General features: G+C 61.5%; 17 protein-coding genes. 4 read left to right on the top strand and 13 right to left on the bottom strand.

The features are described 5' to 3' along the window. Nucleotides 1–62: 62 nt before the first annotated feature. Genes ACQY1L_RS14150 through phnG form a run of 7 tightly spaced genes read right to left on the bottom strand, consistent with a single transcriptional unit; the run spans nucleotide 63 to nucleotide 5,228 of the window. On the bottom strand, nucleotides 63–680 hold the full coding sequence (locus ACQY1L_RS14150; RefSeq protein ID WP_192078054.1) for a DapH/DapD/GlmU-related protein: 618 nt from the start codon (nucleotides 678–680) through the stop codon (nucleotides 63–65). Then, a complete protein-coding gene (phnL, locus tag ACQY1L_RS14145) occupies nucleotides 677–1,387 on the bottom strand; it encodes a phosphonate C-P lyase system protein PhnL (RefSeq protein ID WP_113166884.1) in 711 nt (236 codons plus the stop codon). The genes ACQY1L_RS14150 and phnL overlap by 4 nt, the downstream gene beginning before the upstream one ends. Before the next feature lie 9 nt (nucleotides 1,388–1,396). Then, complete coding sequence (phnK, locus tag ACQY1L_RS14140) at nucleotides 1,397–2,173, bottom strand: phosphonate C-P lyase system protein PhnK (protein ID WP_430241346.1); 777 nt, start codon at nucleotides 2,171–2,173, stop codon at nucleotides 1,397–1,399. Continuing rightward, the gene (locus ACQY1L_RS14135) at nucleotides 2,170–3,054 is read right to left on the bottom strand and encodes an alpha-D-ribose 1-methylphosphonate 5-phosphate C-P-lyase PhnJ (RefSeq protein ID WP_092663942.1); all 885 of its coding nucleotides are present in this window, start codon (nucleotides 3,052–3,054) and stop codon (nucleotides 2,170–2,172) included. The genes phnK and ACQY1L_RS14135 overlap by 4 nt, the downstream gene beginning before the upstream one ends. Then, the gene (locus ACQY1L_RS14130; protein ID WP_430241344.1) at nucleotides 3,051–4,157 is read right to left on the bottom strand and encodes a carbon-phosphorus lyase complex subunit PhnI; all 1,107 of its coding nucleotides are present in this window, start codon (nucleotides 4,155–4,157) and stop codon (nucleotides 3,051–3,053) included. The genes ACQY1L_RS14135 and ACQY1L_RS14130 overlap by 4 nt, the downstream gene beginning before the upstream one ends. A gap of 19 nt (nucleotides 4,158–4,176) precedes the next feature. Then, complete coding sequence (gene phnH / locus ACQY1L_RS14125) at nucleotides 4,177–4,776, bottom strand: phosphonate C-P lyase system protein PhnH (protein ID WP_430241343.1); 600 nt, start codon at nucleotides 4,774–4,776, stop codon at nucleotides 4,177–4,179. Continuing rightward, nucleotides 4,776–5,228 carry a phosphonate C-P lyase system protein PhnG gene (phnG, locus tag ACQY1L_RS14120; protein WP_430243975.1) on the bottom strand — a complete coding sequence of 151 codons (453 nt, stop codon included), beginning with the start codon at nucleotides 5,226–5,228 and terminating at the stop codon, nucleotides 4,776–4,778. Before phnG ends, phnH begins: the two co-directional genes overlap by 1 nt. A gap of 120 nt (nucleotides 5,229–5,348) precedes the next feature. Here phnG and phnF point away from each other — a divergent pair, with 120 nt between their 5' ends. Next, on the top strand, nucleotides 5,349–6,074 hold the full coding sequence (gene phnF, locus ACQY1L_RS14115; protein ID WP_430241341.1) for a phosphonate metabolism transcriptional regulator PhnF: 726 nt from the start codon (nucleotides 5,349–5,351) through the stop codon (nucleotides 6,072–6,074). Nucleotides 6,075–6,138: 64 nt separating this feature from the next. Here the strand turns inward: phnF and ACQY1L_RS14110 are convergent, their stop codons facing one another. The 6 genes from ACQY1L_RS14110 to mepA all read right to left on the bottom strand — a co-directional run bounded on the left by ACQY1L_RS14110 (nucleotide 6,139) and on the right by mepA (nucleotide 12,149). Then, nucleotides 6,139–6,774 carry a 2,3-bisphosphoglycerate-dependent phosphoglycerate mutase gene (locus tag ACQY1L_RS14110; RefSeq protein WP_430241339.1) on the bottom strand — a complete coding sequence of 212 codons (636 nt, stop codon included), beginning with the start codon at nucleotides 6,772–6,774 and terminating at the stop codon, nucleotides 6,139–6,141. A gap of 22 nt (nucleotides 6,775–6,796) precedes the next feature. Further along, nucleotides 6,797–7,615 carry a 4-hydroxy-tetrahydrodipicolinate reductase gene (gene dapB / locus ACQY1L_RS14105; RefSeq protein WP_430241337.1) on the bottom strand — a complete coding sequence of 273 codons (819 nt, stop codon included), beginning with the start codon at nucleotides 7,613–7,615 and terminating at the stop codon, nucleotides 6,797–6,799. Between the two features lie 23 nt (nucleotides 7,616–7,638). Then, nucleotides 7,639–9,426: an ABC transporter ATP-binding protein gene (locus tag ACQY1L_RS14100; RefSeq protein ID WP_430241335.1), complete on the bottom strand. Its 1,788-nt coding sequence runs from the start codon at nucleotides 9,424–9,426 to the stop codon at nucleotides 7,639–7,641. A 134-nt stretch (nucleotides 9,427–9,560) separates the two neighbouring features. After that, nucleotides 9,561–10,580 (bottom strand): glucokinase, encoded by a 1,020-nt coding sequence (locus ACQY1L_RS14095; protein ID WP_430241333.1) that lies wholly within the window; start codon nucleotides 10,578–10,580, stop codon nucleotides 9,561–9,563. Between the two features lie 16 nt (nucleotides 10,581–10,596). Beyond that, entirely contained in the window at nucleotides 10,597–10,971 is a 375-nt protein-coding gene (locus ACQY1L_RS14090; protein ID WP_062454150.1) for a methylglyoxal synthase, read from the bottom strand. A gap of 101 nt (nucleotides 10,972–11,072) precedes the next feature. Continuing rightward, nucleotides 11,073–12,149, bottom strand: coding sequence for a penicillin-insensitive murein endopeptidase (gene mepA / locus ACQY1L_RS14085; RefSeq protein ID WP_192078061.1), 1,077 nt, complete (start codon nucleotides 12,147–12,149; stop codon nucleotides 11,073–11,075). A 177-nt stretch (nucleotides 12,150–12,326) separates the two neighbouring features. Between mepA and ACQY1L_RS14080 the strand changes: the two genes are divergently transcribed. The 3 genes from ACQY1L_RS14080 to ACQY1L_RS14070 all read left to right on the top strand — a co-directional run bounded on the left by ACQY1L_RS14080 (nucleotide 12,327) and on the right by ACQY1L_RS14070 (nucleotide 16,594). Next, entirely contained in the window at nucleotides 12,327–14,168 is a 1,842-nt protein-coding gene (locus ACQY1L_RS14080; RefSeq protein WP_430241330.1) for an extracellular solute-binding protein, read from the top strand. 201 nt (nucleotides 14,169–14,369) lie between these two features. Beyond that, nucleotides 14,370–15,452: a microcin C ABC transporter permease YejB gene (locus ACQY1L_RS14075; protein WP_113166896.1), complete on the top strand. Its 1,083-nt coding sequence runs from the start codon at nucleotides 14,370–14,372 to the stop codon at nucleotides 15,450–15,452. Then, entirely contained in the window at nucleotides 15,452–16,594 is a 1,143-nt protein-coding gene (locus ACQY1L_RS14070) for an ABC transporter permease (RefSeq protein ID WP_430241328.1), read from the top strand. The genes ACQY1L_RS14075 and ACQY1L_RS14070 overlap by 1 nt, the downstream gene beginning before the upstream one ends.

Genomic DNA, 16,594 nt, shown 5'->3' with positions numbered 1-16,594 from the left:
TGAACCCTGAATGTCGGTTTTATGTAGGTTTTGTTACATCTTTGCGCGGCTTGAATGCTTTGCTAAGCCGCATATTTGGCAAGAAAGTCCTCAGCCGAAAGCGCCCGGAAATCGTCGAGTGCGGTGCGCAGCTTGAGGTGATCCCAGTCCCACCACGCCAGCCGGTCCATGCCGTCGCCGACCTCCCTCGTGAACCGCTCCCGGATCAGCTTGGCCGGCACGCCGCCGACGATCGTGTAGGGGGCGACATCCTTTGACACCACGGCTCCGGCGCCGATCACCGCGCCGTTGCCGACCGTCACGCCCGGCAGCAAGGTGGCACCGTGGCCGATCCAGACGTCATGGCCGATCGTCACCCGGTTGTCGCGTCGCCACTCGAAGAAGTCCGTCTCGTCTTCCGCGTCGTCCCAGTAGTTGGCGGCACGATAGGTGAAGTGATGCAGCGTGGCGCGCCATGTCGGATGGTTCGTCGCATTGATGCGCACGGAAGCGGCCATGTTGACGAATTTGCCGATCGTCGCGCACCAGATGGAGCCGTCCTGCATGATGTACGAGTAGTCGCCGATCTCTGCTTCGTCGATGCGGCAGCGCTCGGAAATTTCCGTATAGCGACCGATCGTCGAATTGCTGACGCTCGCCGTCGCGTGGATGACGGGGTTGATACCGACCTTGGCACTCATGCGGCAACTGCCTTTCGTGGTGAAAACGCGCTGACATCGAGAATACGGTCCGCAACGGCCTCGCGCACTTCCTCGTCATGGAAGATGCCGAGCATGGCAACGCCTTCGGCTTTCTTGGCAGCGATCATCTCGATCACCACACGCCGGTTGGTCGCATCGAGAGATGCGGTCGGCTCGTCGAGAAGTAGAATGCGGTGGTTGGTGATGAAGCCGCGGGCGATGTTGACGCGCTGCTGCTCGCCGCCGGAAAAGGTGGCAGGCGGAAGCGACCAGAGTTCGCGCGGAAGGTTGAGCCTGGCGAGCAGTTCGACCGCCCTGTCCTTGGCTTCCGCGGCATCGATACCGCGGGCAACGAGCGGCTCTGCGACCACGTCGACGGCAGCGACTCTCGGCACGGTGCGCAGGAACTGGCTGACGTAACCCATCGTATGCCGGCGAACCTCGATGATCGTGCGCGGATCGGCTGCCGCGATATCGACGATCTTCTCGCGGTGATTCACCAGGATCTGGCCCGCATCGACGGCATAGTTGCCGTAGAGCATTTTCAGGATGGAGCTCTTGCCGATCCCCGAGGGGCCGCCGAGCACGACGCATTCGCCGCCGGCAACGGAAAAGCTGACGTCGTTGACGACCGGCAGCTTGATGCCGTCGCGCAGGTGCATGATGAAGCTTTTGGAGACTTCCGAGACGACGAGTGGAGTGGCCATCGGTCTGTCCTATACCTGGAGAATCGAGGAGACGAGCAACTGCGTGTAGGGCTCGCGCGGGTCATCGAGGACACGGTCGGTGAGCCCTTGTTCGATCACATGACCGTCCTTCATCACCATCATCCGGTGCGAGAGAAGGCGTGCGACTGCGAGGTCATGGGTAACGACGATGGCCGAGAGACCGAGATCGTTGACAAGCCCGCGCACGAGGTCGAGCAGTCTTGCCTGCACCGAGACGTCGAGGCCGCCGGTCGGTTCGTCCATGAACACGAGGCGCGGACCGGTGACGAGATTGCGGGCGATCTGCAGACGCTGGCGCATGCCGCCGGAAAAGGCGCGCGGCTGGTCGTCGATGCGGTCGGCGGAAATTTCCACGCGTCCCAGCCAGTCGGTCGCCGTTTCGCGGATCTTGCCGTAATGCCGGTCACCGACTGCCATCAGCCGTTCGCCGACATTGGCGCCAGCCGATACCGTCATGCGCAAACCATCCGCCGGGTTCTGGTGCACGAGACCCCAGTCGGTGCGCATCAGGAACCGCCGTTCGGCCTCGCTCATGTGATAGAGATCGCGGAAGTTGCCGTCGCGCATCCGGTATTCGACACTGCCGGCGCTCGGCATCAGCCGGGTCGACAGGCAATTGAGGAGCGTCGTCTTGCCGGAACCGGATTCGCCGACGATGGCCAGCACTTCGCCCGGCCACAGCTCGAAACTGACATCCTGGCAACCAATCCGGCTGCCATAGAATTTCGAAACGCCGCTGACTTTGAGAAGAGGATTGTCGCTCATTCCGCTGCCTCCTGGTTGGGGGCGAGCATCTCGCCGACATGGCCATGTTCGCGTCTGTCTTCGCAATGGTCCGTGTCCGAGCAGACGAACATTCGCCCGCCCTGATCGTCGAGCACCACTTCGTCGAGATAGACGCCGTGCGCGCCGCAGAGTGCGCAATCCTGCTCGAATGTCTGGATCTCGAAGGGGTGGTCCTCGAAATCCAGGCTGACCACTTCGGTATGCGGCGGAACCGCATAGATCCGTTTTTCACGTCCGGCGCCGAACAGCTGCAGCGCATCGGACATGTGCATTTTCGGATTGTCGAATTTCGGGGTCGGCGAGGGGTCCATCACATACCGACCGTCGACCTTGACCGGATAGGCATAGGTCTTGGAGATGCGGCCGTTATGGGCAATGTCCTCGTAAAGCTTCACATGCATCAGTCCGTATTCTTCGAGCGCATGCATTTTCCGGGTCTCGGTCTCGCGCGGCTCGAGGAAGCGCAGCGGTTCCGGGATCGGCACCTGGTAGACCAGCACCTGGCCTTCGGTCAGCTTCTGCTCGGGAATGCGATGGCGCGTCTGGATGATGGTCGCGTCCTTCGTATGGGTGGTGACCGCGACATTGGCGACCTTCTGGAAGAAGGCGCGGATGGAGACCGCATTGGTCGTGTCGTCGGCACCCTGGTCGATGACCTTCAGCACATCGTCCGGACCGATGATCGCGGCCGTCACCTGCACGCCGCCGGTACCCCAGCCGTAGGGCATCGGCATTTCGCGCGACGCGAACGGTACCTGATAGCCGGGTATGGCGATCGCTTTCAGGATTGCCCGGCGGATCATCCGTTTCGTCTGTTCGTCTAGATAGGCGAAATTGTAGGTGGCGAGATCGGCACTCATTCGGCAGCATCCTTCATCTCGGTATCGCCGTGGCGAGCGGCCTCAATCTCGGCGCGCATCTTGCGCACCATGGCAAGCTCCGCCTGGAAGTCGACGTAATGGGGCAGTTTCAGGTGTTCGACGAAGCCGGTCGCCTGCACGTTGTCGGAGTGCGAAATGACGAATTCCTCGTCCTGCGCCGGCGCGGTAATGTCCTCGCCAAGCTCTTCGGCGCGAAGGGCGCGGTCCACCAGCGACATCGACATCGCCTTGCGCTCGCTCTGCCCGAACACGAGCCCGTAGCCGCGGGTAAACTGCGGCGGTGCTATGGAGGAGCCCTTGAACTGGTTGATCATCTGGCACTCGGTCAGCTGGATGCGACCGAGGGAGACCGGGAAGCCGAGTTCCGGCATGTCCATTTCCACCTCCACCTCGCCGATCCGGATTTCGCCGACGAATGGGTGGTTCCGGCCATAGCCGCGCTGCGTCGAGTAGCCGAGCGCCAGCAGGAAGCCCTCGTCGCCGCGGGCGAGTGCCTGCAGCCGGAGGTCACGACCCATCGGAAATTCCAGCGGCTCGCGCGTCAGGTCTCCCGCCGCATGGTCATCGGGAAGGTCGCCGTCCGGCTCGATCAGCCCTTCATGCGCCAGAATGTCGGAGACACGCATGATCTCCTCGCCGGACGCCTCTTTGCGTGCAGGATCGGCGATCACCTCATCCGTCAGAAGCGAGGGATCGAGAAGACGATGGGTGTAGTCGAAGGTGGGACCGAGCAACTGGCCGCCCGGCAGATCCTTGTAGGTCGCCGAGACGCGCCGCTCGACCTTCATGGCCGCGGTATCGACCGGAAGGGAAGAACCGAAGCGGGGCAGCGTGGTGCGGTAAGCCCGAAGCAAAAAGATCGCCTCGATCAGATCGCCACGCGACTGGCGCACCGCAAGCGCTGCCAGTGACCGATCATAAAGCGAGGCTTCCGCCATCACCCGGTCGACGGCAAGGCCAAGCTGTTCGGCGATCTGCTCGATCGTGAGGGCTGGAAGCGACCGGTCGCCGCGACGTCGGTCGGCAAGCAATGCGTGAGCGTTGGTAATGGCGGCCTCGCCACCCTTGACTGCAACATACATGGGTTTGATCTCCTTCGGCTCAGCCGGCAATCCGGGTGGTGCGCGGCAGGCACAGGAACTGCGCTCCGGCAGTGAGAATGACGTCGACTCCGCGGGGAAAGAGCGCCCTGTTGTCGTCCCAGAGCCTCCCGAACATATCCGGCAGTCCCGCGACGGCGACCGTCCTGGTGCCGAGGATCCCCGGTCCGGTCAGGGTCAGTTGTTCGCCGTCGCCAAGAGCTGAGACTTCGAGGATCAGTGTCGTGGATCGGTCAGGGTATTCCTGGGTGCCGGCGGCAAACAGGCCGAAGGAAGAGGGTGCCGTGCCTGATTCGATAAAGGCGAAGCTGCTCTGCGCCTTTTCGCGGGTGATCGGTGCACCCGTATGGAAACCGATCCATTCCGGCATGGCAGACTTTGCAAGACCGGCGCTCAGCCAGACGGGGGTATCGTGATCGCAGAGGGTCAGAGCAATCGCGCCGGCCGCATTGCCGAGCGGTTCCGGCTGGCCGGCCTGAAGCGCGGCGTCGTAGATCGTTCCGGGCCGCGCCATCCCGTCCATCAGCGTTTTGAAAATGGTCTGGGATTGGAAAACCGGATCGGCGAACCCACCGGCGAGGGCTTGTGCATGAACGGCCATCAATCGTCTCCCCGTACCATTGTGAAGAAGTCGACGCGGGTCGCCGCGGTCTCTTCCGCTTTCTGTCTGTCCTCAGCGGCGATGCGGCTTTCGGTCGGTGAAAGAAGCGCCGTTTCGACGAAGTCGCGGGTCTCTGCTTCCTGCCACAGCGCATCGAAGATCGCAGACAGCCTCGCCTTTCCCTTGTCGGCGCCGAGCGCCTGGGCGTGGCCGGCCGTGCCGGAGGCAAGAAGGATGGTTGCGCGGGTCACCGTCGCTTCACCGAGATTGAAGGGCGAGCCGCCGCCGCCGATCCGGCCGCGAACCATCACCAGACCGGTTTCCGGTCCGCGCACGGGTTTGACGGTGGGCTTGTCGGACAGCCCGTTCCATGCGGCCTTCAATTCGTCGCAGGATGTTTGCGCCAGAAGCTCGATGCAGCGGCGCCGCTTTTCCGGTTCCGCCAGCGCCATGTGATTTCCCGCAGGATCCATCGGTCATCTCCTAAATGTCTATTTATATAGACAACCATACAAATTACATGTACCAATAAAGGCGGCGTATAACAAGCGTGTGACAGGGGTACTGATCGGGTGATTGTTCAGAGGCAGAGCGGCGTCGCGTTGTGGCGGCAGATAGCCGACCGTATCCGCACGGCGATCGCAAACGGCGATTACGATGCGACCGGCAAGGTGCCGCCGGAGATCTCGCTGGCGGCGGAGTGCGGCGTGAACCGCCATACGGTGAGAAGCGCGCTGGCAGCGCTGGCGCAGGAGGGCATTGTGCGGGCCGTTCAGGGACGGGGAACGCTGATCGAGCGCAAGGAGCGGCTGAACTTCCCGATTTCCAGGCGAACCCGGTTCAGCGAGGGCATCGGTGATCAGGCGAAAGAAAAGGAAGGTCTGCTGCTGGCGGCGTCCGAGGAATCGGCGACACCGGACCTGGCGTCGCGCCTGCAGCTTGCGGTCGGCGCTGCCGTGATCCGGCTTGAAACCCTGCGCAAAGCGGATCGCCGTCCGGTATCACGGGCAACCGCCTGGTTCCCGGCCGATCGCTTTTCAGGGATCGCAGAGGCCTATCGCGAGAGCGGCTCCATAACCGCAGCCTTCGCGGCAATCGGCCTGACCGACTATCTCCGCGTCTCGACCGAGGTTACGGCGGTCCACGCCGAAAGCGCCGACCTTGCAGATCTGGAATTGTCGCCGGGTGCGATCATGCTGGTAACGCGCGCACTGAACGCCGATCCGGAAGGCGTGCCCGTGCAGTATGCGATCAGCCGTTTCCCGGCCGACATGGTGCAGTTCACGATCGAGAACTGACAAATGAAAACGCCGGCCCGCATTGTCCATACGAGCCGGCGCGATCTTGAAGACTTGGCGCGTATTAATGCGCGGCGGACATGTCGCCCAGAACCTTCTTGGAAGCGACGGTCGAATCCGCGTTCAGTACGTAGACCATCGGCACGCCGGTCGCGAGGTTGAGCTTGAGGATCTCTTCCTTGCTGAGACGGTCGAGAACCATCACCAGCGAGCGCAGCGAATTGCCATGGGCGGCAACGAGAATCTTTTCGCCGCGCAGCACGCGCGGCAGGATCTCGGTCATGTAATAGGGCCATACCCGGGCACCGGTGTCGCGCAGGCTCTCGCCGCCCGGTGGCGGGATGTCGTAGGAACGGCGCCAGATATGCACCTGCTCTTCGCCCCACTTCGCCCGCGCATCGTCCTTGTTGAGGCCGGAGAGATCGCCGTAGTCGCGCTCGTTCAGGGCCTGGTCGCGGATGGTCTCAAGGTCGGTCTGGCCGAGCTTGTCGAGCACGATCTTCAGCGTATCCTGCGCGCGCTTGAGATCGGAGGTGAAGGCGATATCGAACTTGATGCCGGTGTCAGCAAGCGCCTGGCCGCCGGTCTCGGCTTCCTGAATGCCGAGCGGGGTAAGCTCGGGATCCTTCCAGCCGGTGAAAAGGTTCTTCAGGTTCCAGTCGCTCTGGCCGTGGCGAACGAGGACGAGTGTACCGCTCATGAATTGAATTCCTCCGATAGTGTCAAGAAAGCCCGAGTACGTCGAGCATGGAATAGAAACCCGGCTTTTCGTTGCGCGCCCAGACGGCCGCAGCAACCGCGCCGCGGGCAAAGATCGAGCGGTCGCGGGCACTGTGCGACAGCGTCACCAGCTCGCCTTCGCCGGCGAGGATGACCGAATGATCGCCGACAACGGAGCCGCCGCGAAGCGTCGCAAAGCCGATCGTGCCGGCAGGGCGAGGGCCGGTATGGCCGTCGCGCACCCGCACCGACTGCGTGGCAAGATCGATGCCGCGACCAGCAGCCGCCGCTTCGCCAAGCAGCAGCGCGGTGCCGGATGGCGCATCCACCTTGTGCTTGTGGTGCATCTCGACGATTTCGATATCCCAGCCGGCTGCCGGAAGCGCTTTTGCCGCATCCCTGGTCAGAACGCCGAGCAGGTTGACGCCGAGGCTCATATTGCCGGATTTGACGACCCGTGCATGCCGGGCGGCGGCCTCGAACTTTTCCTCGTGCTCGGCTCCGCATCCGGTCGTGCCGATCACATGCACGATGCGCGCCTGTGCGGCGAGCCCGGCGAAGGTCACGCTCGCTGCGGGTGCCGTGAAATCCAGAACGCCATCGGCGTCGAGAAACGCTTTCAGGGGATCGGTGGTGACGGTGACGCCAAGCGGCCCGGTTCCGGCAAGATCACCGGCATCCTTGCCGACGAAGGCTGAGCCTTCCCGTTCGATTGCGGCATGCAGCGTGACGCCGTCGGTCTCATGGATGATCCGGATCAGGGCCTGGCCCATCCGGCCTGCCGCACCAACCACTACAAGCTTCATGTCGTTTGCGGCCATGGGCTAATTGTTTCCTGACGAATTCACGAAAGATCTCTGACGGGCAGTTGCAGGTTGTTGAGGCGAGCGTAGAGCCCGTCCTTGCGCTGCGCAAGAACCTCATGCGTGCCTTCTTCCATCACCCGGCCCTCGTGCATCACGATGATCTTGTCGGCCTTGACGACGGTGGAAAGCCGATGCGCGATGACAATCACGGTGCGTCCGCGCATGGCGGTATCGAGCGCCTTTTGAACGGCGGCTTCAGACTCGTTGTCGAGCGCAGACGTCGCTTCGTCGAGCAGCAGGATCGGCGCATTTCGCACCAGTGCGCGGGCGATCGAAAGCCGCTGCCGCTGGCCGCCGGACAGGCTCATGCCGTTTTCGCCGACAGGCGTTTCATATCCGAGCGGCTGCGCCAGGATGAATTCATGGGCATATGCAAGTCTTGCCGCCTCTTCGACTTCTGCATCCGTCGCTTCCGGCCGGCCGTAGCGGATGTTGTCGCGGATGGTGCCTTCAAACAGGTAGGGCTGCTGCGAGACATAGGCGAGCTGATGGCGCAGCGACGACTTGGTGACCTCGGCAATGTTTTGCCCGTCGATCAGGATTGCGCCTTCCGCCGGGTCGTAGAAACGGGGAATGAGGCTGATGATCGTCGATTTTCCGGCGCCGGATGGACCGACAAGCGCCGTCGTCTGGCCACCTTCGGCCACAAGATCGACACCGCGCAGGATCGGGCTGCCACTGCCGTAGGAGAACACGACGTTGTTCAGTTCGACGCGCGCCTTGTCGACGACGAGGTCCTTGGCACCGGCCATTTCCCGCTGTGCCGGCTGCATGTCGAGAAGGGCATAAATCATCTGCGCGTTGACGACGGCACGGTCGAGCTGCACCTGCAGCTTGGCCAGCCGTCGTGCCGGGTCATAGGCCATCAGCAGCGCGGTGACGAAGGCAAAGAAAGCGCCTGGAGGTACGTTGTCATAGATCGAGCGGAACGCCGCATAGGCCAGCACGCTGGAGATCGCAAAACCGGCAAAGGTTTCGGTCAGCGGCGACGTGCGCTCCGACAGACGGGCGATACGGTTGGCGCGGCCTTCTGCCGCTTTGATGATGCGGCTCACCTTGCTGTCGAGTTCGCCTTCCATCGTGAAAGCCTTGACCACGGCGATGCCCTGGATGGTTTCCTGCATGGCGCCAAGCACGCGGCTGTTCTGTTCAACAGCCTCTCTTGTGGCGGCGCGAAGGCGCTTGGAAACGTAGCGCAGCGCATAAAGAAGCGGCGGTGCGACGGCAAAGACGATGAGCGACAGGACCCAGTCCTTCGTCACCATCACCCCGATCAGCGCGACCAGCGTCAGGAGATCGCGCGCCGTGGAGGTGACCGTCAGGTTGAGGACGTCACGAACGCCGTTGATGTTCTGGCTGATCTGGGCTGCAAGATGGGCGGATCGGGCTTCGGCAAAGAAGCCGACCGACAGCGACATCAGGTGCGAGTAGATCCGGCGTTGATAACGGGCGACGATATTGTTGCCGATCTTCGACAGCGTCACGGCCTGGCCGTAGGTGGCAAAGCCGCGCAGCACGAAGGCGGCAAGGATCGATCCGCAGATCAGCCAGACGATATCCGCCCGCTTGTTGGCGAACGCCTCGTTGACGACCTTTTCCATGATCCACGCCGTGAAGGCTGTCGAAAGGGCGACCATGACAAGGCAGGATATTGCAAACGCGTAGGATCGCACGTGATCCCGGCCATTCTCGGCGATCACCCGCTTGAGCACGCTCACGATGGTGACGGAATCCACGTGGCGCTTCTTGTCTTTTGCGGCGTTCAATAGGGCGTTCCCGTTTCGGCGTCATGCCGGAGTATATTTCCGAAGGCGCTATTAAACGCTTGGGCAGGCTTTTGCCAGCCAATCGCGGGTGATTCCATCGCGCTGTTGCATTCGGGCACGTCGGCCCGGCGCAACTACCGCTGCCAGCAACGGCCTTCCAGCGCAATTCCGTAGGTCGCAGGCGAGCGCGCAAAGCTGGCGAGACCGGCAAGGGCCGCCTGCGGATGCGTGACGACGAAGGTCGGAATGGTCTTCATCAGCTCGTTGTGCGGCGCCTTGTCTTCGAACTCTTCACGAAACGCGGGCTTCTTCAATGCATCAAGGATCCGCGGCGAGATGCCGCCACCGAGGAAGACGCCGCCGCGTGCCATGAAGATGAGCGCGAGGTCACCGGCAAGGCGACCGAGATAGCGGACGAAAAGCTCGATCGTTTCCGTCGCCTGCGGGTTTTCGCCGGAAAGTCCCTGTTCGGTCACTTCGGGCGGAGCATCCAGGCTCGGAGCGATGCCATCGGCAGCACAAACGGCGTTGTAGATGTTGAGAAGACCGCGGCCGGAAATGATTTCTTCGGCCGACACCCGGCCGTCGATGCGGCGCAGATGCGGGAAGATCTCGAAATCCCGCTTCGAACGCGGACCGATATCCACATGCCCACCTTCGCCGGGGACTGGGAACCAGGTGTTACGGGCATGAACGAGCCCTGCGACGCCGAGACCGGTTCCGGGACCCAGCACGACGCGCGAAGCCTCGGTCGCTTCGGCGATCGGACCGATCGGCTGGCGATCGGCTGCAGACAGCGAGGCAACGGCCAGTGCCTGGGCCTCGAAATCGTTGAGCACGAGAACCGTATCGAAGCCAAGTTCGCCGATCATCTTTTTCGGACGCACGATCCAGTCGCAATTGGTGAGGTCGATCTCGTCCCCGTCGATCGGGCCGGCGACCGCAAGGATCGCGCTGCGTGGCTTGTGCACGGAGTTCTTCAGAACGACATCGGCGATCGCATCGTCGATCGTTTCATAGTCTGCCGTCTGCACATGCGGGAACTGATCCGGCGCACTCGTTGCATCGACGAGAATGGAGAAGCGGGCATTGGTGCCGCCGATATCGCCGATCAGGATCGGGAAGGCGAATGTGTGCGGTTGCACTTCAGCCATGGCGAATTCTCTCCTCCTACTGGAAATCAACAAGCTTTTCGGCCGTGGCGCGGTTGAGCGCCATCGGGATATCGTAGACGGTCGCAAGCCGCGTCAGCGCCTTGACGTCGACGTCATGGGGAAGCGCGCTCAAAGGATCGATAAAGAAGATCAGCATGCCCACCTCGCCGGTTGCGATCATCGCGCCGATCTGCTGGTCCCCGCCAAGCGGACCGCTTTTCAGGCGTGTGACATCGAGATTGGGAGCAGCTTCAAGCACGCGGCCGCCGGTCGTACCGGTCGCGACGATGCGAAACTTGGATAGTGCCGCCTGATGCCGGCGCGCAAATTCCGCCATCTCGTCCTTCTTCAAGTCGTGGGCAATAAGCGCGATGCAGGGAAGCGTCGACATGGAATTCCTCTGCAAAGCCGTAGATCGGATTGCTGGCGATTGATGCTGGCCTTCTAGCCTGCCTCCGGCGGGAAGAAAAGATGGTCCCGACGGAATCCCGGTCAGCGGGAAGGGCGCGGGCTCGGCAGCGGAACGTCGGAGCCCGGGCCGGGCATCTCGCCGTCCGTCATCGTATCCAGACTGCTGGCCGCGGCAGGAAGCGGTACCGATGGCGAGTAGGCCATCCCGCCGCCACCCTGGCCACCACCTTGGAAAGTCGCGTCCTGCTCGGAGCGGGAGGGGGCGCTAAGAACCGCAGCGCAGGCCTTGGGAAGGTTGGACAGCATGACCTGGCGCGGCTTTACCGGCTTCTTGTTCGGATCCGCAGGCTTCGGCGGCGCCCAAGGCTCCTTGGTAAACCACCAGGCGAGCGCCTTGCTGTTGCAGTCGTCGGTGGAAGGCGTCGATGCCTGGCGTTCGCAGCCGGCAGCGCCCGGCGGGCAGTTCATGCGGATATGAAAGTGTTCGTCATGGCCGTAAACCGGCCGCACCTTGCCAAGCAGGCTCCGGTCGCCGGTCCAGGTCTCGCACAGCTTCTTCTTGATTGCCGGATTGACGAAAACGCGCTGCACCTGCGGATAGCTGGCAGCCTGCATCACCAGACGGGCATGGGTGGGGCTCCAGCGGCGGCTGTCGACCGTGAGGAACTTGCTCTTGTCGAGCATCGAGGTGAACGGAATGTCTTCGCGCTGCGCCGGCGAAAGTGGCCGCTGCGGCTTCGGCGTGAACCAGATGTCGGCATCGAGCCCGATCTGGTGCGAGGCATGGCCGCTTGGCATCGGGCCGCCGCGCGGCATCGAGATGTCACCCACCAGAATGCCCGTACCCCAGCCGAGACCGGCCGCATCGCGTGAGAACTGTTCCAGCAGGGAGATCATCGCCGGATTGCCCCAGCGGCGATTGCGCGAAAGGCGCATCGCCTGCCAGGTCGGCCCGTCCGTCGGCAAGGCCACGGCGCCGGACTGGCAGCCCTTGGCATAAAAGCCCAACGGTTCGGCATCGCCTCGGTTGGGCAGTTTCACGGATCCGAACAGCTGTTTTGCAGTCTTTTCTTCCTGGGCGAACGTCGGTTCGGAAATCGCGCCGCAAAACAAAGCGGCAGCAGCCAGGCCCAGAATGGTCTTAGAAATCGGTCTCATGCACATCCGCCGCAAATCAAATCAGTCCTTCTTCTACCGTGGAATGCGATTTTGTTGAAATGGAGATCGCATCCGCTGCCGGATTTCGCGGATAAATCGCTTGTGACAGCGGCTGCCTGTCTTTTGCTGTTATTTGGCCTATGCTTCACTGCAACACGAATGACAAAGGGATGTTGCATGGGCTTGGCTTGGTGGAAGATGGGTTTTGTAACCGTGGCAGCCGTCGCGGTCATTGGCACATCCGTTGCGGCACAGGATGCAGGCACCAGATGGCGGCATGGGATCGCCGTCATCGGCGATCTTGCTCTGCCCCCAGATTTCAAGCAACTGCCCTATGTGGATCTCAACGCTCCGAAGGCAGGCGAACTGCGTCTGGCGGATGAGGGGACGTTCGACAACCTCAACCCGGCGATAGACCGCGGAGCTTCCGCAGCCGGTGTCGGTATGATTTACGACACGCTGATGAAACGGTCCGAGGACGAGGTCTTCAGCACCTATGGTCTCCTGGCCGAAGCGGTGTCTTATCCGGAGAACATGTCGACTGCTACGTTCAGGCTGCGCGCGGAAGCGAAATGGGCTGATGGTCAGCCGGTCACGCCGGAGGACGTCATCTTCAGCATGGCAAAGCTCAAGGAATTGAGTGCCATGTATTCCGGCTATTATCGCCATGTCGCAGGCGTCGAGAAGACCGGCGACCGCGAAGTGACCTTCCGGTTTGACCAGGAAAACAATCGCGAACTACCATCGATTGTCGGTGATTTTCCCATCCTCCCGAAACACTGGTGGGAAGGCAAGGATGCGGCGGGCAAGCAGCGCGACATTTCCCGCACGACTCTGGAGCCGACGATGGCGTCAGGGCCCTACAAGATCGCCTCGGTGCAGCCCGGATCCGCCATCCGCTTCGAACTGCGCGACGACTACTGGGCCAAAGACCTGCCCATCAACCTCGGCCAGAACAATTTCAGGACCGTCAGCTACACATACTTCTCCGATGCCGATGTCGAGTTCGAGGCATTCCGGGCCGGCACGATCGATTACCGGCAGGAAAACAGCTCCAGCCGGTGGGTCACCCGCTATGATTTCGATGCTGTGAAGGACGGGCGCATCAAAAAGGAAGCGCTCGCCAATCCATTCAGGGCAAGCGGCATCATGCAAGCGCTGGTGCCGAATGGCCGACGCGATATGTTCAAGGACGCGAGGGTCCGCGAGGCGCTGAATTACGCGCTTGATTTTGAAGATCTGAACAAGAACCTCGCCTTTGGCGGGCTCAAGCGTGTGGACAGTTTCTTCTGGGGAACCGAACTTGCTTCGTCCGGCCTGCCGCAGGGACGCGAGCTTGAGATCCTGAACGAAGTGAAGGACCAGGTTCCCCCATCGGTCTTCACCACCCCGTTTACAAATCCTGTCGGTGGCGACCCCAACAAGGTTCGTGACAATCTGCGCAAGGCAATCAGCCTGTTCAAAGAGGCGGGCTGGGAGTTGAAAGGCAACCGGATGGTCAATGCCAAGACCGGCCAGCCGATGAGTTTCGAAATCCTGCTCGGCAGTGCCTCGCTGGAGCGTACCGTCAATCCCTTTGTCGCAAGTCTGAAAAAGATCGGGGTAGAGGCACGGCTTCGCACCGTTGATTCCTCGCAGTATATCAATCGAACCCGCAGCTTCGATTATGACATGATCTGGAACGTATGGGGACAATCGATGAACCCCGGCAACGAACAGGCGGACTACTGGGGATCGGAGTCGGTCGATCGCAATGGATCGCGGAACTTTGCCGGCATCGCCGATCCGGCAGTCGATACCCTGATCAGGAAAATCGTCTTCGCGCCGAACCGTGACGACCAGGTGGCTGCGGTCAAGGCGATGGATCGCGTGTTGCTGGCAAAACGTTACGTGGTTCCGCTCTTCTACTCCGGCGAAGCCAAGGTCGCCTACTGGAACCGGATCACCCATCCGGCAAAGCTGCCGGAATATGGTATCGGCTTCCCCTCGACATGGTCGTCGACCGCGGCCAAGAAGTGATCATAGAAACTGACGGGCTTGCGTGGCTTCTGCGCACCTGTTCCAAATGACCCGATTGATTCGCACCTACGATGAGGATTGCCGTTTGACCCCTGCGCCGGATTTCGGTGATGCGAGAGCAGTCCCAGCAGACGTGCGAAGCGGACGTGCGTCCGGAGTTTCGTCCGATATGAGGCCACAGCCGAAAAGCAGGGTGCTCTGATGGGCGCCTATATTCTTCGTCGCCTGCTGCTGATGATCCCGACGCTGGTCGGCATCATGGCAATCTCCTTCCTTGTCGTGCAGTTCGCGCCCGGCGGGCCTGTCGAGCAGATCATTGCGCAGGTTCAGGGACAGGATAGCGGCGACCGCCTGTCCGGTGGTGGCGATATGATGGGCCAGGGCGGCGGTGGCGATGAATCGCGCTATCGCGGCGCTCAGGGGCTCGATCCGGAATTCATCAAGAAGCTCGAGCAGCAATTCGGTTTCGACAAGCCGCCGCTCACCCGCTTCCTCGACATGATGTGGAACTACGCGCGCTTCGATTTCGGCGAAAGCTTCTTCCGCAACACGTCCGTGATCGACCTGATCATCGACAAGCTTCCGGTATCGATCTCGCTCGGTTTCTGGATCCTGATCGTGTCCTATCTGATCTCGATCCCGCTCGGCATCCGCAAGGCGGTCAAGGACGGTTCGACCTTCGATGTCTGGACGTCGGGCATCGTCATCGTCGGCTATGCGGTTCCGGGCTTCCTGTTCGGCATCCTGTTGATCGTGATGTTCGCGGGCGGATCGTTCCTCGACTGGTTTCCCTTGCGCGGCCTCGTCTCTGATAATTTCGACCAGCTCACCTGGTGGCAGAAGATCATCGACTATTTCTGGCATCTGACGCTGCCGCTGATCGCGCTGTCTCTATCGGCCTTTGCCACGACGACGCTTCTGACCAAGAATTCCTTTATCGACGAGATCAAGAAACAGTATGTCACGACCGCGCGCGCCAAGGGTCTCAACGAGCGGCAGGTGCTCTATGGCCACGTCTTCCGCAACGCCATGCTGATCGTCATCGCCGGTTTCCCGAGCGCCTTTATCTCGGCCTTCTTCACTGGCTCGCTGCTCATTGAGAACATCTTCTCGCTGGATGGGCTTGGCCGCCTCGGCTACCTCTCCATCATCAACCGCGATTATCCGATCGTGTTCGGCACGCTCTACATCTTCTCGCTGATGGGCCTTGTCGTCAGCCTGATCTCCGACCTCGTCTATACCTGGATCGATCCGCGCATCGATTTCGAGCGGAGGGACGTGTGATGCAGACACCTGCCGTGACACCGTCCGAGACAATCCCCGTAAAGCGCCCGCTGATGTCGCCGACCAATCGACGACGGCTGGCCAATTTCCGTGCCAACAAGCGCGGCTTCTGGTCCTTCTGGATCTTCATGGTCCTGTTCGTTCTGGCGCTGTCCGCCGAGTTGATCGCCAATGACCGGCCGATCATTGCGTCCTACAAGGGCGAGATCCTCTATCCTGTGATGATCGATTATCCGGAAGAGAAATTCGGCGGCTTCCTCGCCACCACGGATTATCGCTCCGACTTCATCCAGCAGGAAATCGAGGCCAATGGCTGGATGATCTGGCCACCGATCCGCTATTCCTATCAGACGGTGAATTCGCAGATCCCGCACTCGGCACCGACAAAACCCTTCTGGCTGATGTCGGCAGATGAACGCTGCAAGGCCTATCCGCAAGGAGCGCAGGATCCCAATTGCAGCCTCGGCAACCTCAACTGGCTCGGTACCGATGACCAGGCGCGCGACGTGATGGCGCGGATGATTTACGGTTTCCGGCTCTCCGTCCTGTTCGGCCTGGCGCTCACCATCTGTTCGGCCGTCATCGGTGTCACCTCAGGTGCCATCCAGGGCTATTTCGGCGGCTGGGTCGATCTCCTGATGCAGCGCTTCATCGAAATCTGGTCGTCGATGCCGGTCCTTTATATCCTGCTGATCATCGCCGCCATCCTGCCGCCGGGCTTCTTCGTGCTGCTCGGCATCATGCTCCTCTTCTCCTGGGTGGGCTTTGTCGGCGTCGTGCGTGCGGAATTCCTGCGTGCCCGCAATTTCGAATACGTCCGGGCCGCCCGCGCGCTGGGCGTCGGAAATGCCACAATCATGTACCGGCACCTTCTGCCGAATGCGATGGTCGCAACCCTGACCTTCCTGCCCTTCATCCTGTCGGGCTCCATCGCGACATTGACCTCGCTCGATTTTCTGGGCTTGGGCATGCCTGCCGGCTCGCCGTCGCTGGGGGAAATGATCGCCCAGGGCAAGAACAACCTTCAGGCGCCATGGCTCGGCCTCACGGCCTTCTTCACGATGTCGATCATGATGTCGCTGCTGATCTTCATCGGCGAGGCGGTGCGCGATGCCTTCGATCCGAGAAAGACGTTTGGGTGA

The sequence above is a fragment of the Neorhizobium sp. DAR64862/K0K3 genome (assembly GCF_050500185.1).
GTDB classification, from domain to species: Bacteria; Pseudomonadota; Alphaproteobacteria; order Rhizobiales; family Rhizobiaceae; genus Neorhizobium; species Neorhizobium soli.
Note: the sequence above shows the minus strand (reverse complement) of the source record. Positions and strands in the feature narration are given on the sequence as shown.

Excerpts from the sequence above, each read along its gene's own strand:
- ACQY1L_RS14080 (WP_430241330.1), top strand. The coding sequence starts at position 12,327 with ATGGGCTTGGCTTGGTGGAAGATGGGTTTTGTAACCGTGGCAGCCGTC.
- phnG (WP_430243975.1), bottom strand. The coding sequence starts at position 5,228 with ATGGCGCTGGCGGAACCGGAAAAGCGGCGCCGCTGCATCGAGCTTCTG.
- mepA (WP_192078061.1), bottom strand. The coding sequence starts at position 12,149 with ATGAGACCGATTTCTAAGACCATTCTGGGCCTGGCTGCTGCCGCTTTG.
- ACQY1L_RS14075 (WP_113166896.1), top strand. The coding sequence starts at position 14,370 with ATGGGCGCCTATATTCTTCGTCGCCTGCTGCTGATGATCCCGACGCTG.
- phnH (WP_430241343.1), bottom strand. The coding sequence starts at position 4,776 with ATGGCCGTTCATGCACAAGCCCTCGCCGGTGGGTTCGCCGATCCGGTT.
- ACQY1L_RS14150 (WP_192078054.1), bottom strand. The coding sequence starts at position 680 with ATGAGTGCCAAGGTCGGTATCAACCCCGTCATCCACGCGACGGCGAGC.
- dapB (WP_430241337.1), bottom strand. The coding sequence starts at position 7,615 with ATGGCCGCAAACGACATGAAGCTTGTAGTGGTTGGTGCGGCAGGCCGG.
- phnK (WP_430241346.1), bottom strand. The coding sequence starts at position 2,173 with ATGAGCGACAATCCTCTTCTCAAAGTCAGCGGCGTTTCGAAATTCTAT.
- ACQY1L_RS14135 (WP_092663942.1), bottom strand. The coding sequence starts at position 3,054 with ATGAGTGCCGATCTCGCCACCTACAATTTCGCCTATCTAGACGAACAG.
- ACQY1L_RS14110 (WP_430241339.1), bottom strand. The coding sequence starts at position 6,774 with ATGAGCGGTACACTCGTCCTCGTTCGCCACGGCCAGAGCGACTGGAAC.
- ACQY1L_RS14095 (WP_430241333.1), bottom strand. The coding sequence starts at position 10,580 with ATGGCTGAAGTGCAACCGCACACATTCGCCTTCCCGATCCTGATCGGC.
- ACQY1L_RS14130 (WP_430241344.1), bottom strand. The coding sequence starts at position 4,157 with ATGTATGTTGCAGTCAAGGGTGGCGAGGCCGCCATTACCAACGCTCAC.
- ACQY1L_RS14090 (WP_062454150.1), bottom strand. The coding sequence starts at position 10,971 with ATGTCGACGCTTCCCTGCATCGCGCTTATTGCCCACGACTTGAAGAAG.
- ACQY1L_RS14070 (WP_430241328.1), top strand. The coding sequence starts at position 15,452 with ATGCAGACACCTGCCGTGACACCGTCCGAGACAATCCCCGTAAAGCGC.
- phnL (WP_113166884.1), bottom strand. The coding sequence starts at position 1,387 with ATGGCCACTCCACTCGTCGTCTCGGAAGTCTCCAAAAGCTTCATCATG.